We start from the raw sequence: 26,532 nt of genomic DNA on the forward strand, positions 1-26,532 counted from the left end.
GAGTCGGCTTCCGCGCTGCGATTGATCGGGTCAAGCGTTTGCTGCGCATCGAGTTCGCGCGCCCGGCGCAAAGTCGTGAGCTCGCGCGCATCCGGCCTTGCCGCTCCGGCTAGGGGAGAGTGTCAAATGCGCCCTGGCTCTCGAGTTGAGCGCGCCGCCGCGCAATATGTTGTCTCGTCGCGCTTCCCTTCCCGCTGAGCAGTGACGAGCCGGGCGGGCGTCACTCGGTGAGCCGCTGCAGCAGGTCCTCAGGCGGTCGCGCGACCAGGATGAGCTCAAGGTTCAAGCGCCGGCCGCGGCGGAAGAACTCAAGGGTTATCGTATCGCCTGGACGCTTGCGCGTGACGGCGCGCGTGACGGCCTCGGCGTTCTCGGCGTCGCGACCGTCCACCTTGAGGATGGCGTCACCGGGCTTGAGTCCCGCCACCGCCGCCGGCCCGCCGGGGGTGACGCTGGCCACCAACGCGCCCCGGGCCTCTGGCAGTCCAAGGGCGGCGGCCGCGTCGGCGCTGATGTCCTGTAGGGCGGCGCCCATGTAGCCGCGCTCGATCGGCCGCCGCGCTATCAGCCGTCCGGACACCGACCGCGCGGTCTCAGCCGGGATGGCGAATCCGATCCCCACATTGCCCCCGGACGGCGAGAGGATGGCTGTGTTGACGCCAACGAGCCGCCCTTGCGTGTCGAAGCTGGGTCCGCCCGAGTTGCCGCGGTTGATCGGCGCGTCGATCTGCACGTAGTCGACGAACGCCGAGCCCAGATCGCGGCCGTAAGCCGAAACAATCCCGGCGGTCGCCGTAGCGCCCAAACCGAAGGGGTTGCCGATGGCGATGACCCAGTCGCCGACCTTCGGCGCGCCGGCGCGCTGCAAGTCCACATAGCTGAAGCGTCCGCCAGAAACCTTCAGCACGGCTAGGTCCGTGGCCGGGTCGCTGCCGATGAGCCGCGCCTTGAGGCGACGTTCGTTGTGCAGCACGACTTCGACGCGCTCGGCGCCTTCGACCACATGGTGATTGGTCAAGACATAGCCGTCGGCGCTGATGAAGAAGCCGGAACCGGACGACATGCGCCGGGTGGGCGGTATGAACTCGGGCTGGAAGAACGGCAGGTCGGGAACGACCAGGATCGGCGGGGACGGCGCACCCTCGGCATAGATCGACACCACGGCGGGGGCGACGCGCTCGATCACCGGAGCAAAAGTGTCTGGGGCGCTGGTGCGCGTCGTCGGCCCAGCGGCGGGGCCCATTTGGCCTACGACCGACCGGTGAGTCGTGATCAAAGCCCCAAAGAGCGCCGCGGCCAATAGGGCGAGCGCGAGGGCGAGGACCTTCCAAATTCTTGGCGTCACGGCGCGAGATCCAGTCGTCAAGATCGTCGGGCTTGGGTTAGCAGCTTGGGGGGAGCGTCGCAAAGGGCCGTGATGCGCGGCGCCTCAGCCAAGCCGATCGACAGCCTTTTATCCCGACGCGTAGCATCTCCCCGTGGTCGCTTTGGAGCGGCTTCAGCATCGATACTTCCCAAGACGCGCCGGCCTGCAGGCATGCCTGATTTTCGGCCGCACCGGCGGACAAACCGGTGTGGTGGAGATAACAACAAGGTCCGCGCTACTCGCTCGACCACGCTCGTATCGGGATCGAGCGGGCAAGTTAAGTCCCGTGCGCTGTTACTTGTTTGGCCGGCTGGTCGACCTAGTTCGTTATCTGCAGCGTTCCAAGCGGCAAGGGAATTTGAATGCCGTCGTCCGCGCCGGCGTTGGCGCTGCGGCGCGTCCGGGCGCCCGTGGGACGCGCCTGAGGTCGTCGAGTCCCCTCAGTGCAGGCCGCGCTGTCACGTCGGGGGACTCGACCGACCGATATCCCGACCGCGATGGGGCATGCGATGGATCAGCTCTCGGCGGCACGAACGATCAAGGTATTGTCCCTCAACCGCCGCAGGGCTGGCTCGCTTCGACCTTCGGTGGGCTCGCGCCGCTTGTGGGCCTCAAGACCAGATGAACGCGCTCTGTGGCTAGATTTTACGGGAACCCTGCAGCCAGGTGCTGTGAGACGCGGAGGTCATTCCTCCACCAGTCGCTACCGCGTTTCGTCGTTTCCGTCAGTAGAGCGGCGGAGTTAGGCTTGTCGTCGTACGGGAGAGCTGGAGCCATGGGGAACCGAAGCGCGAGCGATTGGATGTGGTCGGAAGCCATTCAGATGTTGGCTCGCGCCGACCGGCTGCACCGAGAGGCGTTTCGTCCCGTCACAAGTCCGCGCACCGCCTACTGGGAACCGCCGATCGACCTCTTGGAGACGGCCAGCGACGTGCAGATCGTCGCGGCCCTTCCCGGAGTCGATCCTAGCGGCGTGCAAGTCTTCATCGACGGCGACGCTCTGATGATCACTGGGCGCCGCGATCCGTCGCCGGGCATGCGCCGCGGGGTGATCCATCACATGGAGCTGCCGCAAGGCCAGTTCGCCCGCCGGGTGCCGCTCCCCGCCGGACACTACGGCCGGATCGACTGGCAGGCGGAGAATGGGTGTCTGACAGTCACATTGCGCAAAGCAGGGCAGAACCGATGAACGGCGAGCAGTCCATCAACGGCGCGCGAAACCTGCCGGACGACACGGTCGTCGTCGTTCCAGTGTCCAACGTCATCTTCCCGGGCGTCGTGTTCCCGATCGTGCTCGACCGCCCGAGCGCGGTCGCGGCCGCCCAGCAGGCGCTGCGCGAACAGCATCCCCTCGTGCTCGTCCTCCAGCAGGACGTCCAGGCGCCCGATCCAGGGCCACAGTCGCTGCATCGCATGGGGACCTTGGCGAACGTCCTGCGCTACGTCACAGGACCCGACGGGGCGCCGCACGTGGCCTGCCAGGGCGTCGAGCGTTTCGAGATCGACGAATGGGTGGAGGGCTTCCCCTTCCTCGTCGCCCGCGGCCGCCGCATTCCTGAACCGGAGGCCGAGGGCGCGGCGATCGAAGCGCGCTTCCTGCATCTGCGAAGCCAGGCGCTGGAGGCGCTGCAGCTGCTTCCGCAGTCCCCGCCCGGTGAGCTGGTGGCGGCGGTGGAAGGCGCCAGCTCGCCGGCGGCGCTTGCAGACCTCGTCGCCGCCTACCTCGACCTGCAGCCGCCGGAAAAGCAGCAGATCCTCGAGACGATCGATCTTGAGGCGCGGCTCGACAAAGTCTCGGCCTTCCTCGCGCAACGGCTCGAGGTCCTGCGGCTGACCAGCGAGATCGCCCAACGCACGCGCCAGTCCCTCGGGGAGCGCCAGCGCGAGACGCTGCTGCGCGAGCAGATGGCCGCGATCCAGCGCGAGCTGGGCGAAGGCGAACGCGAGGAGCTGTTCGAGCTCGAAGCGGCGATCGAGAACGCCGATATGCCGGAGGAGGTGGTGCAGCAGGCGCGCAAGGAGCTGCGCCGGCTGGCCCGGACCCAGGAAGCCGCGGCCGAGTACGGGATGGTGCGCACCTATCTCGAATGGCTGGTGGAGCTGCCCTGGGGCGTTCCTGAGGCCGCGCCCATCGACTTAGCCGAAGCTCGCCTCATCCTGGACGAGGACCACTTCGGGCTGGAGAAGATCAAGCAGCGGATCATCGAGCACTTGGCGGTCCGGCGACTGGCGCCGGAAGGCAAGGCGCCGATCCTGTGCTTTGTCGGCCCGCCCGGCGTCGGCAAGACCTCCCTCGGGCAATCCATCGCGCGGGCCATGCATCGGCCGTTCGTGCGGGTCAGTCTTGGCGGGGTGCACGACGAGTCCGAGATCCGCGGCCATCGGCGCACCTACGTCGGCGCCCTGCCGGGCAACATCATCCAGGCGATCCGCAAGGCCGGCCGGCGCGACTGCGTCATGATGCTGGACGAGATCGACAAGATGAGCGCCGGCATCCACGGTGATCCGTCGGCGGCCCTGCTCGAGGTGCTCGATCCGGAGCAGAACGTCGCCTTTCGCGACAACTACCTGGCCGTTCCGTTCGACCTCAGCCGCGTCGTCTTCATCGCCACGGCCAACATGCTGGACACCATCCCCGGTCCGCTCCGCGACCGCATGGAGGTCATCCAGCTCTCGGGCTACACGGCCGGTGAGAAGCGGCAGATCGCCGAGCGCTACCTCGTCCGCCGTCAGCTGGAGGCCAACGGCCTGACCGCCGAACAGGTCCAGATCGAGCCCGCGGCGCTGGAGACCCTGATCGCGCGCTATACGCGCGAGGCCGGCGTGCGGTCCCTGGAGCGGGAGATCGGGCGGCTGTTGCGCCACGTGGCGGTTCGATTCGCGGAAGGCCACACCGAGCCGGTCCGCATCGGCCCGACCAACCTCGAACCGATCCTGGGCCCGCCGCGGGTGGAGAACGAGGTGGCGATGCGCACCAGCGTGCCCGGCGTCGCCACGGGCCTCGCCTGGACCCCGGTGGGCGGCGAGATCCTGTTCATCGAGGCCACCCGCACCCCGGGCGACGGTCGCCTGATCCTGACCGGCCAGCTCGGCGAGGTCATGCGCGAGAGCGCCCAGACCGCGCTCAGCCTGGTGAAAAGCCGGGCTGAAGCGCTCGGCGTCACGCCGTCGCTCTTCAAGGAGAGCGACATCCACATCCATGTGCCGGCGGGCGCCACGCCCAAGGATGGGCCGAGCGCCGGCGTCGCCATGACCATGGCGCTGATCTCGCTGCTGACCGAGCGGACCGTGCGCAGCGACACGGCGATGACCGGCGAGATCAGCCTGCGGGGCCTGGTGCTGCCCGTCGGCGGCATCAAGGAGAAGGTCGTGGCCGCTGCGACGGCAGGCGTTCGGCGGGTGCTGCTGCCGGCGCGCAACCGGGCCGACGAGCGCGACATTCCGGAGGAGACGCGCCAAACGCTCGAACTGATCTGGCTGGAGCGGATCGAGGATGCGATCGAAGCGGGGTTGGATCCGCGGCGTGGGGACGTGCGCCAGACGCAGGTCCGGGCGGCGAGCTAGGAGGAAGGACGATGGCCGAGGTCGTCAAACTGAAAGCGGGCGACGCCTTGCCCCAGGCGGGCGAGTTTCTGGTGGTGACCCGGCTCAGTCGTCCGCGCGTTTTCGAGTATTTCATCGACGTCAGCCCATCGCTCGAGCCGAAGGTGGGCCGGCGCCTGCCCCCGGGCGGACCTGGGTACGCCAGCCTAGAGACGGCGCTGCACGCAGCGCAGGAGCTGGCCGAACAGCATCATGTGCCGACCATCTATGTGCAGCATGAATCGATCCTGGTGCGGCCCTTCTATCCCGGGATCAACCTTCCGTAGGAGGCCGCCAGCGACCCATCAGGCCGCCAGGCGCTCCACCCATCCGCGAAGGACGCCCAGGTCGGCCACGCCGGACTGGCGCGCCGCCACCTGACCCTTCTGGAAAGCGAACAGCGCGGGAATGCCCTGGACGCCGTACTGCGCGGCGAGCTCCGGGTTCTCGTCGACATTGATCTTCACGAACCGGGCCCGGGGCTCGAGCGCCTGGGCGGCCCGCTCGAAGATCGGCGCCATGGCCCGGCAGGGCCCGCACCAGGGCGCCCAGAAGTCCACGATCACCGGGACATCGGAGTTTTGAAGGTGTTTGCGCGCCCGATCGCCGCTCAGTTCGATGGGGGCGTGCGGGAAGAGCTTGGCGTGACAGCGCCCGCACTTGGCCGCGTCGGCCGGCCGGTCGGCAGGCACGCTATTGGTGCTGTCGCAGTTGGGACAGACAACACGGCGTCTCTCGGCCATCTCATCCTCCCGTGTCTTGGCTGCATCACACCTTAGTTCGGTCCGCCAAGCCGCGCCAGCCACGCCGCGCGTGCGGCTGTCTTGTCCAGACGCGCGGCCGCTCTAGTTTTCAGGGAAGGGGCGGCGAGAGCGAACGCCGGCCTGCAGCGACATGTGTGGCTAAGGAGTACAGGGCAATGCGTGGAGATTCGGAGGTCCGACGCGATGTCGAGGCCCAGTTGGCGTGGGAGCCGGGTCTCGTCGATGACGATATCGCAGTGAGCGTCAAGGATGGTGTCGTCACCCTGGCGGGGTTCGTCAATAGCTACGCCGACTATCATGCGGCTGAGGCTGCAGCCAAGCGTATCAAAGGCGTGCAGGCGATCGCCAATGAGATCGCCGTTCGGCTGCCGGATGTCGATCAACGACCTGACCCCGAAATCGCCCGGGACGCCGTCGCAGCGTTGAAGCGAAGTTTGCCGACCATCGCCGAGCGGATCAAGGTTGTGGTCAAGAACGGCGACATCAGCCTGCAGGGCGATGTGGAGTGGAAGTTCCTCAAGGATTGGGCTGAGCGCGCAGTGCGCGACATCAAAGGGGTTCGCGCGGTCGCCAATGCAATCCTTGTCAAGCCCAAGGTTCAGCCCATCGACCTGAAAAAAAAGATCCAGGAAGCCTTCTTGCGGAGCGCCGAGGTCGACGCCCAGCATGTGATCGTCGAGGCCGATGGGAGCCAGGTCACTCTCAAGGGTCATGTCCGCTCTTGGGCGGAGCGGCAGGAGGCGGAACGCCAAGCCTGGTCGGCGCCCGGTGTCACGGAGGTCCGCAATGAACTGACGATCGATCCTTGGCCGTTCGCAGCCCAGGCGCTCTAGCCTGCGCGCGGACATCGCCAAACATGGTCGCGCGGGCGATCAGGCGTGGAAGGCAAGGAACTGAAAAGGATGAGCTTTGGAGACGCGCACAGCCATGGAGGTGCCGAACATGAACTGGTCTGACCATACCATCGCCAGGAGCCAATGGCAGGCGTTCTGCGATCAACTCACCCGCCAACTTGAAGGCGCTCAAGCCGAGATCGAGGTGGCCAGCCTGGGGCTCGGCGACCAGATTCAGGCGCAATGGGTGTCGCTGGTCGGCGTGGCTTACGATCCGAAAGACGACATCCTGGAGGTCGCCGTCGAAGGTCTCGACCATATCATCCGGGCGCCGACCGCACTGACCGCGCAGCGGGAAGGGGCCATGGTGGAGAGCCTGGCTGTCGACACGCGTACAGGCGAGCGGCATATCGTCAAATTCAGACGCCCGCTCAGCCTTCCCCCGCCGGAAGGGAGCGCTGCATGACGGACGCCGATACGGGTTCGGGCGCGTTGCTGGCGGGGCCATGGCGCGGGGTGTTGGCCGGCGACAAGGACGCCTACCGGCGCGCTGTCGAGCCGCACCTGCCCGAGCTCCTGGCCGCCGCGGCTCGCGAACTGCGCTACCGCCGCGCGGTGGGCGATCTGCGACCCCAGGACCTGACAGCTGACGAGCTGGTGGGCGAGACCCTGGCGCGAGGCTGGCGTGATCGCGCGCGCAAACCCGCTGGGCTAGAGGTGCGAGCTTGGCTGTTGGGCCTGGAGTTCAAGGTGCTTGAGTCGATCGTCCGCTCCGAACGACGGGCCCGGAAGCTGGCTGGCGTTTCGCTCGAGGCTGCAGTCGAGGAGGAGGCGCAGGCGCTGGACGCCTCGCGTTGGGAGGACACGATCCCGGCGCATGACGTCACGCCCGCGGACCTGGACGCAGCAGACGCCTATGCCTTGAGCCGGCAGGAACGCGAAGCCCTGGTCTTGGTCGTCGAGCATCAGTTCAGTCTAAAGGCGGTATCCATGGTGATGAATCTTCCACCCGACCAGGCGCTGCGCTTGCTTCAGGGCGCTGAGCGTCGGGTGGCCGCAGGCCGGCTGGCGGCAGAAGGCGCCAAGCGCCCGGTGACCATGGAACCGTCGCCACCGGTGCGCGTCAAAGGTTCCACTCGGCATCGACCTCGCTCCATCTCCCCATCGGATTGTCTCAGCCGCAAGGACTAAGCTAATGGTCGTAAGAACGTTTGCCGTTGCTGTTGTCGGGGGCGTGGCAGCGGTCACATCGGCGGCCGCCCAGCAGCCGATCTCGGCTCGCCAGTGTTTCTGGAGCCACCAGGTCAATAGTTTCGCCGCGCAGGGCGACCGGCTTGTGAACCTGCGCGTGGGGGTTAAGGACTATTTTCAACTGGAGCTCATGGGACCGTGCCCGGATGTGGACTGGACTCAGAAGATCGCTCTCGTGTCGCGCGGCGGCTCCACGATCTGCTCGGGTCTGGACGCGGAGATCGTGACGCCGTCGCCCATTGGGCCGCAGAAATGCCCGGTGAAGAGCGTTCGGAAATTGACGCCAACCGAGGTGGCGGCGCTCCCGAAGGGGGCCAAGCCCTAGCCGGTGTCTGCTGGACCTTGATCGCGGCTGGGCGGCTCGAGGCCGTCCGGATCGTGCGGCTGGACGAGGGTTGGCGGGTCGCTGGCCGGGAATGTCTCGTCCAGCGCTTCATCCAGCAATCTGTCGATCCGCTCCGCGGCCGCAGGTGCTTGGGGCTCGCCTGACAGGGGTGGCCAGAGCAGGTCGGCGGCTTGGCGCGCCATTTCGGCCTCCTCATTGGTAGGGATCACCCAGATCGCCACGCTGCTCGCGCGCGAATCAATGCGCCGTTCACCCTCCGCAGCATTCAGCTGCGGGTCGAGATCGACGCCGAGCCAGGCAAGGCGGCGGCAAATGCGCGCCCTCACCTCCGAGTTGTGCTCGCCGACGCCGCCGGTGAACACCAGCCCGTCCAAACCCCCGAGCGTGGCCGCCATGCTCCCGATCGCCTGGACGGCGCGATAGACGAAGAGTTCCACCGCAAGTGCAGCCGCTTCCGCATCGCTGTGCACGAGTTCTCGAAGATCGCCCGAGACGCCCGAGACGCCAAGCAGGCCTGAGCGGCGGTAAAGTAGCGCCTCGACGCCCTCCGGCGTCAGACCCCCGTGGCTGAGCAGATGCAGGATGACGCCAGGGTCGAGGCTCCCGCACCGCGTCGCCATCACCAGGCCATCCAGCGGGCTGAAGCCCATGGTGGTGTCGATGCCTTTTCCGCCCGCCACGGCGCACAGGCTCGCACCAGCTCCGAGGTGGGCGGCGACGATGCGCGCCGGCGCGAGCGCGGCGTCGATCTGACGCAGGCGTCGGACGAGGTGAGCGTAGGAAACGCCATGGAATCCGTAGCGTCTCACACCCTTGGCGCTGATCTCGCGGGGGATGGCGAAAATGCGCGCGCACTCGGGCATGGTGGCGTGGAAGCTGGTGTCGAAGCAGGCCACCGGCGTGGCCTGGGGCAGGCGGCTGCGCGCCAGGCGAAGCAATTCGAGGCCCGCCGGTTGATGCAGCGGCGCGCGCGGCGCCAGCGCCTCAAGCTCGGTCTCGATCCCAGGCGTGACGACCGTCGGCCCTGATCGTTCGCCGCCATGGACGATCCGGTGCGCCACGACCGATGGCCGTTCCTTCGCGGGCCGCCGCCCCACCCAGGCCAACACCCGTTCGAGCGCGCCCGCATGGTCGGGCGCCTCCGGGCCAGGGGTCCAGGCGGCGCTGATCAGCGTTTCGCCGCTGCTGTCGCGCCCGACCAGGTGCGCCTGGGTCGAGAGGTTCTCGGCCGCGCCCCGCACGGTCTCGACCAGGCGGCGCCCGCGGCGTCGGTAAAGGCCGAACTTCAGGCTGGAGGATCCGGCGTTGAGGCTCAGGATGGAACCGGTCATCACTCGCCTTCCGCACTCGCCATCACCGCCGCCACAGCGCAGGACGCAACTCGGGTGCGTTCGGCGTCTGCGCGGCTGGTCAGAATGATGGGAACGCGGGCGCCCAATGCAATGCCGGCGGCGGCGGCCTTGCCGAGGAAGATCAGCTGCTTGGCGAGCAGATTCCCGGACACCAGATCCGGCGCCACGAGGATGTCGGCCCGGCCCGCAACCGGCGAGCGGATCGCCTTGGCCTCGGCGGCCTGAGGACTGATGGCGTTGTCGAACGCCAAAGGGCCATCGATCAAGGCGCCCGTGATCTGGCCGCGCTCCGCCATCTTGCAGAGCGCGGCCGCGTCCAGCGTTGAGCGTAGCTGCGACTTGACGGTTTCGACCGCAGAGAGCACGGCCACACGCGGGGTGCGCAAGCCCAGGGCATGCGCCAAGTCGATCGCATTCAGGACGATGTCGCGCTTGTCATCCAGATCCGGATCGATGTTGATCGCGGTGTCGGTGACCAGGAGCGGCCGCGGAAAAGTCGGCGCCTCGACGATGTAGATGTGGCTCACCCGGCGCTCGGTGCGCAGGCCGCGCACCTCGTCCAGCACGGCGTGCATGAGCTCATCCGTCGGCAACGAGCCTTTCATGAGCAGGCGCGCCTGGCCGGCGCGCACCAGGGCGACGGCTTGCGCCGCTGCGGCGTGGCTGTGAGGTTCGGGAATGATCTGTACCCCCGGGAGGTCGACGCCCGCCGCGTCCGCCGCGCGGCGGATCTTGACCTCGGGCCCGACCAGGAGCGGCTCGATCAGGCCGCGCGCCGCCGCTTCCATGGCTGCACCGAGGGCGGCGCCGTCGCATGGGTGGGCGACAGCCGTCGGCACTGCGGGCTTTCCGGCGCATCGGGCGAGGAGGTCGTCCAGCCATTGGCCCGGCGCCGGGGTGCGGGGGTCGGCGTCCACCCCGATGTCTTCCGGCTGGTCTTCCGCATCGCAAGGGTGGATCGTCGGCAGTGCAAGCGCCGGCCAATGGCCGGGATGCTCCGGCGGCGTGAACGTCACATAAAGAGTATCCACCACCTGGGCGGCGGCGAGACCCTGGCTGAACAGATGCGCCGCCTCATAGGTGGCGAAGCCCAGGCCACCGCTTGGCAGCGGCTGCGGCAGCCGCGCTTCCAGGGACCGGGACGCGGTCACATAGTAGTCGTAGCCTGGGTGGCGGCGATACCGTCGGATCATCAGCCAGGATCCGGAGTCGTCTGGCGGCCCGTCGCCGCCGATTTCAATCCGCATCATAGCGCAGCTCCTTTCGCCGCAGCCGCTTCGAGCGCAACCTGTCTGCGGACGAACCAAGACCCGCATGGGCGAGATCTCGAGCGACGCCTCGGCGCCTGAGCGCCCGTTTCGAAGATCCGCGGCTGGGCCGAGTCGCTGTTTGGGCGAAGAGCAGGCGGTCGCCGCCCTGGGCGACGCCGCGGCGGCGTCCGCGAGCTGATCGATGCACGGGGCTCGCGCGGCATGTCATGGGGCCTGAGCGGTCTCATGGGGGAACTCGCGTCAAGAGGATTGAAGGGGAGACGCCAGAGGAGGCGGGGGGGCGCCAAGCCGTGTCCTTCCAGCCGAACTTGCGGTCAGACCTAGGTCGGAGCGCGGCATGGACAACCCTCCATATTCGAGTCGAAGCGCTCACGACTGTGTGGACGGAAGGCGCGGCCCCCCGCCGACCAGCCGTGGCGCGTCAGCGGTCGGGAACCCTGAGATCGCGCAGGAGGAGGCGGATCTCCTGGGCGCTGGCGCCGATGCGCTCGTGATCATCCGTCACCTCAATGCGTCGGGCGACGGCTGGCTTGAGCGCGTGCCGAAGGACCCCCAACGCTCGAGGCGGGGCGATGAGAACCAGGCGTTCGAACGCGCCGGCGGCGGCGCCGGCGTTGATGCGCTCGGCGACGCCCTCCAGAAAGCGTCGTTCGGCGGCGTCCGCGGGCGGGGCGTCGTGGATATTGTCCCGCCCGTAACCGAACCGGTCGAACACGGCACCGCCGGGAGTGCGGGCCCGATGTCGATCGTTCTCGTCGGCGAAAAGCGTCCAGGCATCAAGCTCAGTGAGCCGGCCGTAACGCCGGCGTTCGGCTAGACCGCGCGCCCGCGCGCCGTCGGCGAGGATGATGAGGGTCTCGGTGGAGTGTGTCACGAACTCTGCTCCCTGCTCGGCCTCGTCGCCGCCGATCGGAGAGGGTCCGGGGAGGCGTTTCCGAACCGATCCATGTCCCGGTCGATGCTTCCGCGGACGGCCCGACGACCGCGGCCCAATTTAAACCCTCGCCCCAAGTACGGATGTATCGCGCGCCTTGAGCACTTCAAGACGCCGTAGACCCTTCCCGTCCGCCGCTGCCCTAACTTCGACGATGCGGGACTTCATGGAGCGCATGACCGTTGCGTTCGAAAGCGGTGACGTTGCCGATCGTCGCCTCGGCGATCGCCGTTAGCGCTTCCGCTGTAAAGAAGCCCTGATGCCCCGTCACCAGCACATTCGGGAAGGTCAGCAGGCGCGCAAATACATCGTCGGCGATCACTTGGTCGGAGCGGTCGTCGAAGAAGAGGCCCTCCTCTTCTTCATACACATCGATGCCGAGGCTGCCGATGACGCCGGCCTTCAGTGCGCGGATCACCGCCCGAGTGTCGATGACCGCGCCGCGGCTCGTATTGATGAGCATCACGCCCCGCGTCATGCGGGTGATGGCGCTTGTGTCGATGAGGCGCCGGGTCCCCGCGGTGAGCGGGCAATGCAGGGAGATCAGGTCAGCCTTGGCCAGCAGATCGTCGAACGCCACGAACTCCACCCCTGCTCTCGCGAGCGCAGCGTCGGGGACCGGGTCGCTCGCAAGCACGTGGCAGCCGAAGCCCTTCAGCAGGCGGGCCATCACGCCGCCGATCGCGCCCGCACCGACCACGCCCGCGGTCTTGCCGTGCAGGTCAAATCCCATCAGTCCGTCCAAGGCGAAATTGCCCTCGCGGACGCGGTTGTAGGCGCGATGTGTTTTACGATTGAGCGTCAGCATCAACGCCAGGGCATGCTCGGCGACCGCGTGCGGCGAATAGGTAGGCGCCCGGGCCACGTGAACCCCCGCGTCCCGGGCCGCCTCCAGATCCACGTTGTTGAACCCTGCCGCGCGAAGAACCACGAGGCGAACGCCTTGGGCTGCGGCATGGCGGAGCACCTTGGCGTCGATGACGTCGTTCACAAACACACACGCCGCCTCGAAGCCGGCCAACAGCCCCTGGGTGTGCGGCGTCAAGGGGCTCTCGAAGAAGGTCAGCTGGTGCTTCGCGGCTCGGTTAGCCTTGCCAAGGAAAACCTCGTCGTACCGCCGCGCGCTGAACACTGCGACCCGCAATAGCGGCTCCTTCCAACCTCGCGAGCCCCGCAAGCGAGGGCTCAGCTCCAAAAGCTGGGAAATCGGCTACGCCCGGGCCACGAAGGCCGATCTGCACAGAACGCTCGTTCTTCGAGCACGACCTCGGCGTGCTCGCCGCGCCGCCGCAGCGCCTCTGCGACACCGTTTGCATGGTCCAACGCAGAGTCACGCGAGCCGAAGGGCGTCATCATACCCTCTCCGAGCCGTACAGCCCAACCGTAGGGTTCCTTGACCACCCGGAAACAGATTGTCTCGACCATGGCGACCGCGCTCTGAACTGTATTGGCCCGTCGATAGGATGCCCCTTCGGGGCCAAGCCGAATTGACGCACGTCAAGACGGATTTCCGCCGGCCGTCAGAGGGCGAGTCGCGTCCATGCCCAGGCGAAGCGTCAGGGTGTGATCGCGTTCGTCATCGCGCAGGGCGATGCGGGCCGGCCGCCCGGCGACCGCCACGCCGTCGAGGGTTGCGGTGACGACCCCCCGGCACACCCCGGCCGGATTCTCGACGACGATGCGATACCGGCTGCGGCCCGTCCGAACGGTCGCTTCGAAGCCTGGCCAGCGCCTGGGTATGCAAGGATCGACGATAAGGTCCTGGCCTTCGCGGCGCAGGCCGAGAAGGCTCTCCAGGCCGGCGCGATGCAGCCAGGCGGCTGAGCCGGTGTACCAGGTCCAGCCGCCGCGGCCGATATGTCCCGGTGCGGCGTAGACATCAGCAGCCGCAACATAGGGCTCGACCCGGTAGCGCTGCGCGGCTTGGCGGGTCAGCGCGTGATTGACCGGATTGAGCAGCCCCAGAAGCCGCTCGGCGGCATCGCCATCGCCGAGCGCGGCGAACGCCATCACCGACCAGGCCGCCGCGTGCGTATATTGGCCGCCGTTCTCTCGCACACCCGGCGGATACGCCTTGATGTAGCCGGGATCGCGCAACGTCCGGTCGAAGGGCGGCGTGAAGAGAAGGGCGAGTTGTTCGTCCTCAAGGATCAGGTGTCGCACGACGGACGCCATGGCCTGCGCCGCGCGCGCAGGCGAGCCTGCGGCCGAGATCACGGCCCAGGATTGGGCGATAGCGTCGATGCGACACTCGTCGCTCGCGACCGATCCGAGCGGCGCGCCGTCGTCGAACCATCCGCGCCGGTACCATTCACCGTCCCAGGCGTGCCGCTCCAGCGACGCCTGTAGGGCGGTGAGGTGCGTCTCCCAAGTGCGACACCGGGCTCGGTCGCCGCGCGCTCGCGCGAGGGGCAGGAAGGCCGAGAGCGTGGCGTGCAGCATCCAACCCAACCACACGCTCTCGCCGAGTCCCCGCTCGCCCACGCGATTCATGCCATCGTTCCAGTCGCCGCTCCCGAAGAGCGGCAGCCCATGACCGCCGAACGCCAGGCTGACATCCAGGGCGCGCGCGCAATGCTCGTAGAGGGTGGCGGGCTCGTCGCCTGTTTCGGGCTGGAAGAAGCGTTCCGTCTCGTCCGGCTGAAGCGGCGCGCCGTTCAGAAACGGCGCGCTCGCGTCGAGCACCTCCGCATCCCCGGCGGTCTTCACATAGTGGGCCGTGGCGTAGGGAAGCCAAAGCCGGTCGTCGGAGATCCTTGTGCGCACCCCTTGCCCTGAATGGGGCAGCCACCAGTGCAGCACGTCGCCTTCCGAGAACTGCTGTCCGGCGGCGCGCAACAGGTGCTCCCGCGTCAGCTGCGGCTCCAGCGCGGCGAAGGCCAGGCCGTCCTGGAGTTGATCGCGGAACCCATAGGCTCCGCTGGCCTGGTAGAACCCTGATCGCGCCCAGAGGCGGCAGGACAGAGCCTGATAGAGCAGCCAGCCGTTGAGCATTACATCGAGCGCGCGATCCGGCGTCTTGACCTGGACCTGCTGCAAGAGGCCGTCCCATCGCTGCTTGACCGCCGCGAGGACGGCGTCCAGATCGGCGGCGCGATACTTGGCTACGAGCGCGCGCGCGGCCTCGGCGCTGTCCGCTTCGCCGAGGAGGAAGAGGATCTCATGAGCTTCGGACGGGGCGACCTCGACGGTGGTCTTCAATGCAGCACAGGGATCCAGCCCGGCGCCGGTTTCGCCCGACAGGGCCCCGGAGCGCCGCAGCGCGGCCGGCGCCCGGAGCGAACCGTTGCGGCCGATGAACTCACATCGGTCGGCCGTCCAGCTCTCCTGTCGCCCCCCCAGATCGGCGAACGCGACGGCTGATCCGAAGGCTGGGTTCCAAGCGTTGCGGGCAAAGAGCGCCCCCGTCGCGTCATCCCGGCGGGTGGTCGTGAACGGCGCCATGCCAGACCGTGACGGGCCCAGCGCCCATTCGGCGTAGGCGGCGACGGCGATGCGACGGCTGCGCGATGAGGCGTTGCGGATCCGCAGCCGCATGATCTTGATCGGCGAATCGAGCGGCACGAACTGAAGCAGCTCGGTTTCGAGGCCATGGGCCCAAGCCTCGAAGCGGCTGTAGCCGTGACCGTGCCGGGCGAGATAGGTCGCGTCCTCGAGGCGAATCGGGGCCGCGGTCGGCGACCAGAGCGCGCCGGTCTCCTCGTCGCGCAGATAGAGAGCCTCGCCTGTAGGATCGCAGACGGGATCGTTGGACCAGGGCGTGAGCTGGTGCTCGCGGCTGTTGCGTCGCCAGGTGTAGCCGGCGCCGTCGGCCGAGACCTGGAAGCCGAATTCCGGGTTCGCGACGACATTGATCCAGGGCGCTGGCGTCGTTTGCCCGGCCTCCAGCAGTACGCAGTATTCGCGGCCGTCCTGGTCGAATCCCCCCAGTCCGTTGAAGAATTCGAGTTTCGGCGGCGGAGGGGCGGGGGGGTGCGCCGCTGTAGGTTGGCTCGGGGCGGTCGCCGGGCGGGGGCCTTCGGCTTTGGGCACTCGCTCCAGCTGCTCGGCGAGCGTTCCTTCCTGGGCCGACAGCACCACGCGCGCCACCGAGAGCAGTAAAGTTCGCGTTTCGTCCGCCACGAGATCGGCTCGCAGCACTACGGTGCGTCCGGCGGGCGCCTGGCCGCCCAGCCCCCCGCGCGCCTGCGCCGTGCGCACCAGGGATTCCAGGGCGACCTGAAGGTCCTGGACATAGGAAGCCGCGCGTTCGTTCAGGAGCACGAGATCGAAGGCGAGCTGCTTCGTGCGCCAATATTCCCCCGCCTTCACAAGTTGGCGGGCCACGCCGAGGTCGTGCAGCCCCGCCACCCGAAGGACAATGATAGGGAGGTCTCCGGAGATGCCGACGCGCCAGAGACCCGGCTGATCGCCCAAACCGCGTGCGAGGATATCTGCTGGTGCGCGCAGGTCCGCGGACGGGTAAATCATGCGGGAAGCCAGGTCCTGGAAGAGGGCGGCTTCGGTCCGGGTCACCCCAAGGTGATGCAGCTGAACGAGTGCCTGTGTCCAGGCGAGGTCGGCGGCGCGCTCGAACGCCGCCGGTTCGTGGTGCTTGTCGATCAGGTCGAGAATGCCGTTGCGAGAGGAGGCCGCCAAGGTCCAGAAGGCGATCCGCGCGGTGCCCCCCGGCGGGACCCTGATCCGGCGGCGCAGGGCGAACGCGGGATCGAGTACGGGGCCGGTTGCGCCGCCAAGAGGCCCGCCGTTGCGAAGGTGCGGACTCGTGCTCGCATCGAAGCCGCGACCGAGGATTTGAGCGCGGTCGGTGTCGAACTCTGGCCGCCCCGCCGGCTCACCCTCGACGATTGCAAAATGCGCGACCCAGATTTCGGGCTCGGAAGGGGACCGTCGCCGGCGGGTCGCCAGAAGGGCGCCGGCGGCCGGCAGGTGCTCGGTCTCCACAAACAGCTTCGAGAACGCCGGATGGGCGGCGTCGGCGGCCTGGGGGGCGAGCGCCAGTTCCGCAAAGGACGTCAGCTCGAACTCGCGTGTGGCGAGGCCCGCGTTGGTGATCGAGACGCGCCTGACCTCGCCCTCGTCTTCTGCGGAAACCAGTACGTCCAGTCTCGTGGTGATAGTCCCGTCGCGGCGAGAGATCTCCACATGGTCCTCGCTGAAGGCCGCCTGATAGCTATCCGCCTCTGCGCCGATCGGCTGATGGCCTGCCGACCACGCTGCACCGCTGTGGACATCACGTACGATGACATAGGCCCCGTATGCGTCTTGGGTGGCGTCCTCCCGCCAGCGCGTGATGGCTATGTCGCCCCAACGGCTGTAACCGCCCCCAGCGGCGCTGATCATGACCGAGTAGCGGCCGTTGGAGAGCACGTGCGTGGCCGGCGCCGGGGTGTAGGGCGAGGCGACGCGTCGCAGACCGGTTGCGTCGAACTCTGGCGCAGGCCCCGTCGCGCTATGCCGGGTGACGGGCGGCGGGCTGACCACCACCTCGCGCGGCATACGCTCCTCGAGCAGGAGCTCCGTCGCCCGCACGACGGGCTCGGCATGGAAGCGGGTCTGCATGCGGCCATTCGCCAGCGTGTTGGCGATCGCGACGATGGTCATGCCCTGGTGATGCGCCATATAGGCGCGCACGATCGTGTGCTTCTGACCTTCGGGCACCCTTGTCGGCGTGTAATCGATCGCCTCGTAGAAGCCGTGGGCTCCGAGACCGCCAAGGCTCTGCAAGGTCGCGAAGTTCTTCAGAGCCGCCCTCGGTTCGACCATGGCGGCCAAAGCGGTGGCGTAGGGCGCCACCACCACATGCTCATCGAGGCCGCGCTTAAGGCCGAGGCCAGGGACGCCGAAGCTCATATACTGATAGTTCAGATGAAGGTCGCGGGTGTTGTAGGCCGCCTCCGACATACCCCACGGGACGCCCAGCTCTGCGGCGTAGGCCTGCTGCTGCCGCACGACGAGCCGGTTCGTTGTCTCCAGCAAGCTGCCCGGCGGCTCGCGCATCACCAGCGAAGGCATGAGGTACTCGAACATGGAGCCCGACCAAGAAACCAGCGCGACGCCGTGCGCCACGGGGGTCACCGCGTGACTGAGCCGGAACCAATGGCGGGGTGGGGCGTCGCCCTTGGCGATGGCGAGAAAGCTAGCCAGCCGAGCTTCGGAACCGAGCAGATCGTAGCAGCTCGGGTCGAGTTCGCCGTCTGCGGCCCGATAACCGATGGAGAGCAACATCCGCTCCGGGTTGAGCAGGAATGTGAAGTCCATGTCGCGCGCCAGACGTCGCGCCCTTTGGGCGATGCTGTTCAATCGCGACGGCAGCAGCGACCCGCTCTCAGCCTGATCGCGACCATGGCTGGCGAGGGTCGCCGAGATGGCGCTGACCCAGAAGGCCAGAGGATCGTGCCGCCGGGCGTCGACTTCGGTCGCGAGGGCGTCCGAGGCCCGCTGAGCCGCCGACGCCGGCGCCGACAGGCCGCCCAGGGCCTCCATGATCGGCTCTTCGACTGCGCCGAGGGCGCTGGCTTGTTGGCGCAGGCGGTCGAGCGCGGCCCGCAGCCGCTTGCGCGCCGCTGCGCTCCCACTGTCGCTGGCCGCCGCCGCTTCCTCGAGGGCGACCTCGATCACGTCGGAGACGCCCGTCAGGCGCGCGCTCGCGGCGGGCGGGCGGGACGACCAATCGTCCATCGCATTGGCGAGCGCCACCAAGTGGCCGGCGAGGTTGCCGCTATCCACCGAGGAGACGTAGTGCGGCTCCAGCGGCTCCAGCGTACGCGTGTCATACCAGTTGAAGAAATGCCCGCGGAAACGGGCCATCTTGTCGAGTGCGCCGAAGGCCGCCTCCAGGCGCGCGAGAGCGTCCGCCAGTCCTAGCCAGCCATGATCCGCCGCGGCTATGACGGAGAGCAGGTAAAGCCCGATGTTGGTCGGCGATGTGCGATGGGCTAGCGCTTCGGGATCCTCCTGAAAATTGTCCGGCGGCAGCATGTTGTCGGCTGGCGTCACGTAGGTCTCGAAGAAGCGCCATGTGCGCCGGCCGATGCGCCGCAGCTGCGCGATCTCCTGGTCCGACAGCGCGGCTTTGGCGTGCGGTATGGGTGGGCGGCTGATCCAGAACGCCACCGCTGGCGAGGTCGCCCACATGAGTCCGAACGCGCCTGCAAGGGCCCAGGCTGACCCGCCTCCAGCGGCGGCCCAGGCGAGCGCCCCGAGACCTGCGAGGGCGGCTGGGGCCATCCGGCGGTAGAAGGCTTCAAGACTGAATGGAAGGGTTGCTGCAGCCTGGGCTGCGGGCGTCCATTCGAGAAGATGGCGGCGTGAGACCAGGACCCGCCACAGCGTGCGCGCGATCGCATCGCCCATGAGCCAAGCCTGATCGGCCAGGAAGATGGTCAAAAGCGCTGTTTGCAGGCCCGCGAGACGCAGATCGGTCCCTAGGACAGCGAAGCGCGCCCGCAGAGGCACGCCCGGCCGGCGACGGCCGATGGCGGCCAAGGGTGGAATGAACGGTGGAATGGCGAAGACGGCCACGATGAAGGCGGTCCACGCGGCTGCGGCGGGGGGCGTCGCCATCCATCCGAGCCAGAGACTGGTGAGCGCTGCGCCGGGCGACAGGGTTCGCCGCAAGTTGTCGACCATCTTCCAGCGTCCGAGCGCCGGCACGCCGGTCCTTCTCTTTGGCCCGTCGGGCGCCGGAGGCAGGCCCAGGATCCAGGGCAGAAGTTGCCAGTCCCCGCGCGCCCACCGATGATGGCGGACGGCGGCGACGTCGTAGCGATCCGGAAAATCCTCCACGACCTCGACGTCGGAGGCGAGCCCCGCCCGTGCAAAAACGCCCTCGAACAAATCGTGGCTGAGGAGAGTGGCCTCGGGAACTCTCCCCTCCAGGGCGCCTTCGAATGCGTCGATCTCATAGATGCCCTTGCCGGTGAAGGAGCCCTCGCCGAAGAGATCCTGATAGACGTCCGAGACGGCGGCTGCGTAGGGGTCGATGCCGCCGGGGCTGGCGAAGACCCGCCGGAACAGCGAGGCTTCGCGGCTCTGGGGCAAGGCGGGCGTGACGCGTGGCTGAAGGATCGCGTACCCCTCGGTCACCCGGCGTCGTACCGGATCAAGATGGGGGCGATTGAGGGGGTGGGCGAGCTTGCCGATCAGCCGGCGCACCGTGTCACGCGGGAGGCGCGTGTCGGAATCGAGGGTGACGACGTAGCGTACGCCTTGCGGGACGATCTGGTCCCGGACGGGAAGAAATGTGGTGTCGCTTGCGCCCCTCAAGAGCCGGTTCAGCTCGTGAAGCTTGCCGCGCTTACGCTCCCACCCCATCCACCGGCCTTCGCTGTCGCTCCAGACACGCCGCCGGTGGAGGAGCAGGAAGCGATCGCCCCCGGGCGCCGGTCCATAGGTCTGGTTGAGGCGCCGGACACCTGTTGCGGCGGCGTTGAAGATTTCATCGTCGCCAGGAGCGGTCGGGCCGTCGGCGTCGGGCCAATCCGAGAGCAGGGCGAAGTGCAGATGGCCCTCCGGGCACGACAGGTAGTGAATTTCCAGCCGTTCAATCAGCTCGTCGACCTGCGCCAGGTCGCCGAGCAGCACGGGTGTGGCGACAACGGTCCGCAGCCGCTGCGGCACGCCGCCCTTAAGTTCCAGCCCCGGCAGGGGCGTCGCGCGAAGGCCGCCGGTGAGGCCGCGATTCACAAGGGCGATGGCGGCGTCGAGCGCGGGGAAACTGCCCAGCACGCCCAGAGCGACCAAGAGGGCGCCGCTCGCGCCCAGGTGTTGCAGGATTGCGAGCGCTGGCGCGAGGAGGAGCAGAGCCACGGCGACGAACGCCGCGACATAGATGCTGAGCCCGAGCCGATGCATGATCCGGCCGGGCCAGGCTCGAAGCGGCGGCCGAAAGTCGATCGTCGATTCGAACGCCGTTCGGCCGGGGCCGACGAGATGATAGCCGGGATCGCAGCGCCGCCCTTCCCCCGTGAGATCGTTCGCCCGCCCCGCGGCGGCCACTGCCTGCCGGGCGATGTCCAGCTCGCTGCGCCCCGATCCCCGCGCCAGCTGTTCGATCGCCGTGCGGTAGAGGTTGCGCGTCGCGAAATCCATGTCGCCAAAGGCGCTGCCCGCCCTGAGCACCCCATCGACGAGGCTGATCCGCTCCACCAGGTCGGCCCAGTCCACGTCGGAAATCAGCCGCAGGCTGGTCACGATGTTGCGCACCGTTGCGCTCGCAGCGACTTGGCGCTGCTGCTCGTCATGGATCACCTGATCGGCCGTGGCGCCCCGTCGCGCGAGCTGATCGTCGAGCCAGCTCAGGGCCGGAGCCGCCAGCGCGTCCTGGTCCCGAAGGCGATGATAGACCTGCACTGCGAAGGCGTCGCTCAATCGGGGCACGGTTTGAGGCCGCAACACCTTGTCCGCCGCTTCCGGCCCCCCTCCTGTCAGCCCGAGTATCCGATCGCAGCATGCGTCCGCCGCCGCTCGCCCTGCGCGGCTGGCCATCACGCGTTCAGCGATCCGGCGCAGGTTCTCAACCAGCGTGATCCGCAGCGTGATCGCCAGGGCCCAGAGTTCCCCTATCGTTAGCGGCGCGACATCCTGGTAGGCCTGCAGGAAGCGGCAAAACTGATCGGTGTCGAAGCGGCTGTCCGTGTGGGCGACAAACGCCCAGGCGATCCCGAACACCCGCGGATAGCCTGCCAGATGGCCGCTCGCGATCTTCGGTAGTTGCCGGTAGTAGCTCGGCGGCAGGTCCAGTCGGATCTCGCGGATCTGCTTCTCGATCAGGTGGAAGTTGTCGATCAGCCATTCGGCGGCGGGCGTGATGGCCGCGCCCTCCTCGAGCGCTCCCAAGGTGTCCCGATAGGCCTCGATCAGCAGCCGCTGGTTTTGCGCGAGGCGGCGGGACAGCGCGTGTCCGCGACCGGGGCGGCCCGCGCCCTGGGCCTCGGCCAAACTACGCGCATGGGCTTCCAGGCGTTCGGGGCTGAAGAGCTCGGCGCGAATAGGCGCCGAGCTCGCCCAGACGGCGCGACGGTTTCCCACCTGGAGCCCGTGCATGAGATTAGAGATGTCGAACACGCGCAGGCCTTTCACGTCGAGCGAGTTCGCCCACGCGAAGGAAATCCGAGCGTGACCTTGGTCATCTTGATCGGCATCAACTTGCGCGCCGCTGGCCGCCTCACTTGGGCGCTCTCGAGCTGTCGCTGTCGCGCCACGCGTGCCTCTATCGCCCGGCAGGAAACTCGCTCGGCGCCTCGCAGTTGACGCCGATCAAGTCGTGCGGCTCGCAGCGGCCCGAGGTTGCGCGAGAGATACACCGGCCAGGAGATGAGCCATGTCGAAGTCGCTTACCCGCAAGGCGAAGCAGGAGTTGGAAGATTCCCTGAAGGACGTGTCGAAGGCGCTGCGGGCCGCGGCGGACGACCTCAGCGACGATGCCGAGACGGCCGTCGCTCAGGCCGCTCAGGCGCTTCGCAAGGCGGCCCAGGCGCTGGCGGAGAAAGCGCCCCGGGAGGTCGAAGAGATGGCAGGGAAGGCCGCGGCTGAGGCCAGGGCGCATCCGATCGCCACGGCGGCGGCTGCGCTGTCGGCGGCGACCGCGCTGATCACGTTGCTGGGCGTCGCGCGCCGCAAGCGAGCCTAGCTCGTCGAACTAGGGGCGCTGTGGCGGCGTCAACGGGTTCAGGGCGCGTGCTCCTCGCCTTGAACCTGTCGATGGCTGGACATCTCCTCCCGGGCGCGCAGCGCCAACTTCTCGTTCAAGGCCGCGGCCCGTGCGCAGCGGGCGTGCAGTTGCTCGAGTTCGCGATCCGTCAGGCGCTCGATACCGAATGAACTCGTTCTCCGCCTCGGAGGTGAGAATAAGCTCGTCGAGCTTGGTCTGCAGGGCAAGATTGTCGCGGTTCTGAGTGTTCTGAATCAGAAACACCATCAGAAAGGTCACAATCGTGGTGCCCGTGTTGATGACCAGCTGCCACGATTCGGAGAAGTCGAAGAGCGGACCGGTCGCCGGCCAAGCCACGACGACGAGCACACAGGCGGCGAAGGCTGGCGCACTGCCGGCCAGCCGGGCAATCCGGCTGGCGAAGTTCGAGAAGGCGCGGTCCAAGTCCATTGGGCAGCTAACGAACCCGTCTCAGCGCCGCTTGGAGCTCAATCGCCGGGTCGGTCGGCAGTGGCAGCGGGCGCGTCGCCGCGCCCGCACATCGATATGCTCGAGGCGACCCATCGGAGGGGCGATCGCTGAGGGTTGATGGGGTGATCGGATCGCGAGGCATCGGCGCTTCCTTTGGATACTTGCGGCCGGGAACATTTCTACTTCAGGGCTTAGCGTGCGCCGATGGCGCGAACGTTTTTTGAGATACATCAAGTCAACGGCACAATGCGTTGGCGGTCAGGCGAACCTGAGCGCCATGACGCTGTCCCGAGTCATTTTCCGGCGCATCACCGAGGCGCCGGCCTCGTTAAGGCCGGCCATGCTTCAGTTGTTCTTGCCGAGATGGATCCCCAGCATGGCGATCGGCGTCTTGCAGGGGTCTTCTCTCATCCAGCGCCGCATGCGGGCGGAAGGTGAGGGGCGGGCGCTCCCCGTAAGAGCCCCGCTCGTCTTCTCATCGCCTCCCGAGAACGATTGGCTCGTCGATGAGCATAGGTGGGTTTGGCCGGTTCGGGTGATGTGCGCGGTCCGGGTCTTGCGGCCTTACCCCGGTACAGACGCATGACCGATGGCGCCACCACGGCCATCCGATCGTGCCTACCGCCTCGGCTGCAATTTCACCGCCCAAATGGCCAACCAGGCTTGCCTTATCGAACTCGCCAGCATGCCCACCAGCGAGGGTTGGCTGTACTTGGCCACCGTGATTGACCTCTTCACCCGCAAACTGTCGGCCGGGGCGTTCGATGGTGTCGGGTTCAGAAGGATACGGTCACCGATGATCCGCGGCATACAGGGGCGGCCCCGCAGCCATGCCGTCGAGCCCCGTGTCGGCGTCGGGCACATCGGCTCGACCAGCAAGGCGAGCTGACGCGAAGGCATGTTGTGCCGCTGATCTCAAGGCGCTCCGTTTGCCAGGGGGCGGCTCGGCGGAGCCTTTGCCGAGGCATTTTTCCCCCGGGCGTGGGTCAGTCGGCCAAGTCCTGTCCAACCGCCCGCGAGGACGCCCGCCGCCATGGCAAGGGCGAGGTGGGTCGCTGTCGGCCGCGAGATCGCGAAGATCGCGGTGAGATCGGGAACAAGCAGGATTGCCGCGAGCACCGCGAGCACCGCCCCGGCTATGCCCCAGAAGACCCTTCGGTGCGGAGCGAAGAGGCGCCCGATTCGCGCGGAGTCGGCGAGCGCGAGCGCCAGGACACCTATGACCAGGGCGACGTAGCCTGCGCCGCGAGCCTCAAACTCGGTCGCGCCGGGCCGGACGAGCGACCACCCATAGACACCCAGCGCACCGATCAGGACGCCTGCGCCTTGCACCAGCGCGATCACCATTTGCCAAGGGCCGAACAGCAGTTCGTCGGGTCTGCGGGGCGGCCGCTGCATCGCGCTAGGATCCTCGGGCTCGGCCTCGAACACGAGCGAACAGGTCGGGTCGATCACCAGTTCGAGAAGCACGATGTGCATCGGCAGCAGCATCGGCGGCCAGCCGAGTAGCAGCGGCGCCAGCGCGAGGCCGGCGATGGGCAGGTGGATCGCAGTGATGTAGATCAGCGCCCGCCGTAGGTTGGCGAAAATCCGTCGTCCAAGCCTGACGCCGCCGACGATCGACGCGAAACTGTCGTCGAGGAGCACCAGGTCGGCGGCCTCGCGCGCCACATCCGTACCCCTCCGACCCATGGCGATGCCGATATGGGCGGCCTCGAGGGCGGGGGCGTCATTGACCCCGTCGCCGGTCATCGCCACCACCTCCCCGGAGGCCCTCAGCGCCGTAACGAGCGTCAACTTCTGCTCAGGTGCGATCCGGGCGAAGACCCGCACCTGGGCGATGCGCCGGGACAGTTCATCCTGAGGCAGGGCCGCGAGTTGCGCCCCAGTCAGGATGCCCGCCTCGGTGTCGAACCCCGCCTTACGCGCGATGGCGAGCGCGGTCGCCGGATGGTCGCCGGTGATCATAATCACCTTGATCCCCGCGGCGCGGGCCGCCGCGAGGGTGTCGGGCACGTCGCTGCGCAATGGATCAAGAAAGCCCACCAGGCCCTCGAACTTGAAGGCGGCTTGATCGGGCTGGTCGGGGAAGGCCCCCACCCCAGCGCACGAGGCCACCCCGAGAACACGCAAGCCTTCGTGGGCGTAGGCCTGCAGTACGCGCTCCAACCGATCGGTTTCCTCTTTGGACAGTCGGCAAAGCCGGAAGATCGCTTCAGGCGCGCCCTTAGCCGCCGCCAGATAGGCGTTGTCCGTCGTCTTCCAAAGCTGCACGACCGCGAGGAGCTCGCGCCGGAGGGGCCAGGATCGCATGGGCTCCCCGGTCGGCGCGCCTTCGGCGAGGGCACGGATCGCCTTGTCCATGGGATCGACGGGCCGCGATGCGCTGGCATAGGCCGCTAGGCGCAGCAAGGCTGTCGCCGAGCTCGGCAGCGTCGCCGATTGGGCCTGCACGTCGCCGTCGACGGTCCAGAGGCGCGACACCTGCATCCGGTTTTCCGTCAGGGTGCCGGTCTTGTCCACGCACAAGACGCTGGCGGCCCCGAGAGTCTCGATCACCGCGCTGCGTCGCACGAGCACGTGGTGGGCGGCCAACCGCCAGGCGCCGAGGGCGAGAAAGACCGCCAGCACCATCGGAAACTCTTCCGGGATCATGGCGATTGCAAAGGTCACGCCCGCGAGCACCCCGGCGACCCAATCTCGTTGTTGTACGCCGTAGGCAAGGGCCACCAGTCCGCAGAACGCCACGGCCGCGACGCCGAGCCAACCGACCACGCGTCCGGCGGTCTTCTGGAGCGGCGTTGGTTCGTGGCCAAGCTGAGCCATCGAATCTCCGATCCGCCCCAGCGCCGACGCCGCGCCAGTCCGGAGAACCTCCACAACCCCTTGCCCGCCCACGACCAGGGTCCCTGCGAAGACGAATGGCCCCCCCTCGGCGCCGGGCGCGACTTCGGGGATGACGGCTTGAGCGTCGCTGGCGGGTTGTTTCGCGACCGGCGCGGACTCCCCTGTCAATGCGGACTCGTCGACGCTGAGAACCTCACCACCGACCAGTACGCCATCGGCGGCGACGCGCTCGCCTTCACCGATCAACAGGATGTCGCCGGGCACGAGATCACGCGCCGGAAGCCGCTTTTCGACCCCGTCGCGGATGACCCTCGCCACCGGCTGGGCGATCTCGCGAAGCGCCGACAGGGCCCGCTCGCTCCGCGCCTCCTGGACGATCACCAGTCCAATCGAAGCTAGCGCCCCGGCGAGGAGGAAGAGTCCCTCGCCGACATCCCCCAGCACAAGGTAGAGCGCCGCCGCCCCCACCAGCAGCAGGAACATCGGCTCACGCAGGGTGTCGAGTGCGATCCTGCGCAGATTACGGCCATGCGGCCTGGCGATCTCATTGGGGCCGAACTGCTTGAAGCGCTCGGCGGCCTGCATTGAGCTCAGGCCGCGCGTCGTAGGAGTCTCCATTAATGCCTCGGGGGTCTGCGGGCGGGTTTTCGTCGATCTCGACCGTTCGCACCCAGGATAGGCGCACGCCGTAGGATCGGGAGTCCAAGGGTTTCCAGTTTCCTTATGTCTTAGGGCGCTGGCGGCTGGGTCCAAGGCAAAGCCCGCCCGATCCCGGCGCTTCAATCGCACCGGCCGGTGTTTCGCGCGCCTCCGGGCCGCCTAGGGTCCAGGTCCTTGCGTCGCCATAACCCGCTCTAAGTG

General features: G+C 67.9%; 18 protein-coding genes. 9 read left to right on the forward strand and 9 right to left on the reverse strand.

All coding sequences use genetic code 11. The annotated features are described in order from the left end of the window. Positions 1-220: 220 nt before the first annotated feature. Entirely contained in the window at positions 221-1,186 is a 966-nt protein-coding gene (locus ACK41C_RS19935; protein ID WP_409658226.1) for a S1C family serine protease, read from the reverse strand. Positions 1,187-2,168: 982 nt separating this feature from the next. On the opposite strand from ACK41C_RS19935, the gene ACK41C_RS19940 reads away from it, so the two are divergent. The 3 genes from ACK41C_RS19940 to ACK41C_RS19950 are packed head-to-tail and all read left to right on the forward strand — an operon-like array spanning position 2,169 to position 5,235. Beyond that, positions 2,169-2,555, forward strand: a complete 387-nt coding sequence (locus ACK41C_RS19940) for an Hsp20/alpha crystallin family protein (RefSeq protein WP_291844210.1) — start codon at positions 2,169-2,171, stop codon at positions 2,553-2,555. Next, positions 2,552-4,930 (forward strand): endopeptidase La, encoded by a 2,379-nt coding sequence (lon, locus tag ACK41C_RS19945; protein ID WP_409658230.1) that lies wholly within the window; start codon positions 2,552-2,554, stop codon positions 4,928-4,930. The genes ACK41C_RS19940 and lon overlap by 4 nt, the downstream gene beginning before the upstream one ends. An 11-nt stretch (positions 4,931-4,941) precedes the next feature. Then, the gene (locus ACK41C_RS19950) at positions 4,942-5,235 is read left to right on the forward strand and encodes a hypothetical protein (RefSeq protein WP_409658115.1); all 294 of its coding nucleotides are present in this window, start codon (positions 4,942-4,944) and stop codon (positions 5,233-5,235) included. A gap of 18 nt (positions 5,236-5,253) precedes the next feature. On the opposite strand, the gene trxC is transcribed toward ACK41C_RS19950, so the two are convergent. Beyond that, positions 5,254-5,691, reverse strand: a complete 438-nt coding sequence (gene trxC / locus ACK41C_RS19955) for a thioredoxin TrxC (protein WP_409658233.1) — start codon at positions 5,689-5,691, stop codon at positions 5,254-5,256. Positions 5,692-5,867: 176 nt separating this feature from the next. Here trxC and ACK41C_RS19960 point away from each other — a divergent pair, with 176 nt between their 5' ends. The 4 genes from ACK41C_RS19960 to ACK41C_RS19975 all read left to right on the forward strand — a co-directional run bounded on the left by ACK41C_RS19960 (position 5,868) and on the right by ACK41C_RS19975 (position 8,121). Then, positions 5,868-6,545 carry a BON domain-containing protein gene (locus tag ACK41C_RS19960; protein WP_409658236.1) on the forward strand — a complete coding sequence of 226 codons (678 nt, stop codon included), beginning with the start codon at positions 5,868-5,870 and terminating at the stop codon, positions 6,543-6,545. 94 nt (positions 6,546-6,639) lie between these two features. Continuing rightward, the gene (locus ACK41C_RS19965) at positions 6,640-7,011 is read left to right on the forward strand and encodes a DUF5335 domain-containing protein (RefSeq protein WP_231732259.1); all 372 of its coding nucleotides are present in this window, start codon (positions 6,640-6,642) and stop codon (positions 7,009-7,011) included. Continuing rightward, positions 7,008-7,736 (forward strand): RNA polymerase subunit sigma-70, encoded by a 729-nt coding sequence (locus tag ACK41C_RS19970; protein ID WP_409658239.1) that lies wholly within the window; start codon positions 7,008-7,010, stop codon positions 7,734-7,736. Before ACK41C_RS19965 ends, ACK41C_RS19970 begins: the two co-directional genes overlap by 4 nt. Positions 7,737-7,740: 4 nt before the next feature. Further along, positions 7,741-8,121 (forward strand): DUF6491 family protein, encoded by a 381-nt coding sequence (locus ACK41C_RS19975; RefSeq protein ID WP_066680660.1) that lies wholly within the window; start codon positions 7,741-7,743, stop codon positions 8,119-8,121. On the opposite strand, the gene ACK41C_RS19980 is transcribed toward ACK41C_RS19975, so the two are convergent. The 5 genes from ACK41C_RS19980 to ACK41C_RS20000 form a co-directional block, all read right to left on the reverse strand. Next, positions 8,118-9,473, reverse strand: a complete 1,356-nt coding sequence (locus ACK41C_RS19980; RefSeq protein WP_299004530.1) for an acetate/propionate family kinase — start codon at positions 9,471-9,473, stop codon at positions 8,118-8,120. The genes ACK41C_RS19975 and ACK41C_RS19980 overlap by 4 nt on opposite strands. Then, positions 9,473-10,744, reverse strand: coding sequence for a bifunctional enoyl-CoA hydratase/phosphate acetyltransferase (locus tag ACK41C_RS19985; protein WP_409658244.1), 1,272 nt, complete (start codon positions 10,742-10,744; stop codon positions 9,473-9,475). Before ACK41C_RS19985 ends, ACK41C_RS19980 begins: the two co-directional genes overlap by 1 nt. A 442-nt stretch (positions 10,745-11,186) precedes the next feature. Continuing rightward, entirely contained in the window at positions 11,187-11,639 is a 453-nt protein-coding gene (locus ACK41C_RS19990) for a host attachment protein (RefSeq protein ID WP_299004536.1), read from the reverse strand. 202 nt (positions 11,640-11,841) lie between these two features. Then, positions 11,842-12,843, reverse strand: coding sequence for a 2-hydroxyacid dehydrogenase (locus ACK41C_RS19995; protein ID WP_409658249.1), 1,002 nt, complete (start codon positions 12,841-12,843; stop codon positions 11,842-11,844). 353 nt (positions 12,844-13,196) lie between these two features. Further along, positions 13,197-21,782 (reverse strand): GH36-type glycosyl hydrolase domain-containing protein, encoded by an 8,586-nt coding sequence (locus ACK41C_RS20000; RefSeq protein ID WP_409658252.1) that lies wholly within the window; start codon positions 21,780-21,782, stop codon positions 13,197-13,199. A gap of 241 nt (positions 21,783-22,023) precedes the next feature. Between ACK41C_RS20000 and ACK41C_RS20005 the strand changes: the two genes are divergently transcribed. Beyond that, positions 22,024-22,332 (forward strand): hypothetical protein, encoded by a 309-nt coding sequence (locus ACK41C_RS20005; RefSeq protein WP_299004546.1) that lies wholly within the window; start codon positions 22,024-22,026, stop codon positions 22,330-22,332. Positions 22,333-22,341: 9 nt separating this feature from the next. Here the strand turns inward: ACK41C_RS20005 and ACK41C_RS20010 are convergent, their stop codons facing one another. Further along, positions 22,342-22,803: a low affinity iron permease family protein gene (locus ACK41C_RS20010; protein WP_409658255.1), complete on the reverse strand. Its 462-nt coding sequence runs from the start codon at positions 22,801-22,803 to the stop codon at positions 22,342-22,344. Positions 22,804-23,413: 610 nt separating this feature from the next. Between ACK41C_RS20010 and ACK41C_RS20015 the strand changes: the two genes are divergently transcribed. Then, positions 23,414-23,713 (forward strand): hypothetical protein, encoded by a 300-nt coding sequence (locus tag ACK41C_RS20015; protein ID WP_409658258.1) that lies wholly within the window; start codon positions 23,414-23,416, stop codon positions 23,711-23,713. Positions 23,714-23,739: 26 nt separating this feature from the next. On the opposite strand, the gene ACK41C_RS20020 is transcribed toward ACK41C_RS20015, so the two are convergent. Further along, positions 23,740-26,289, reverse strand: coding sequence for a cation-translocating P-type ATPase (locus tag ACK41C_RS20020; protein WP_409658261.1), 2,550 nt, complete (start codon positions 26,287-26,289; stop codon positions 23,740-23,742). Between the last annotated feature and the right edge of the window lie 243 nt (positions 26,290-26,532).

It is taken from the genome of Phenylobacterium sp., from assembly GCF_046290725.1.
Classification (GTDB): Bacteria; Pseudomonadota; Alphaproteobacteria; order Caulobacterales; family Caulobacteraceae; genus Phenylobacterium.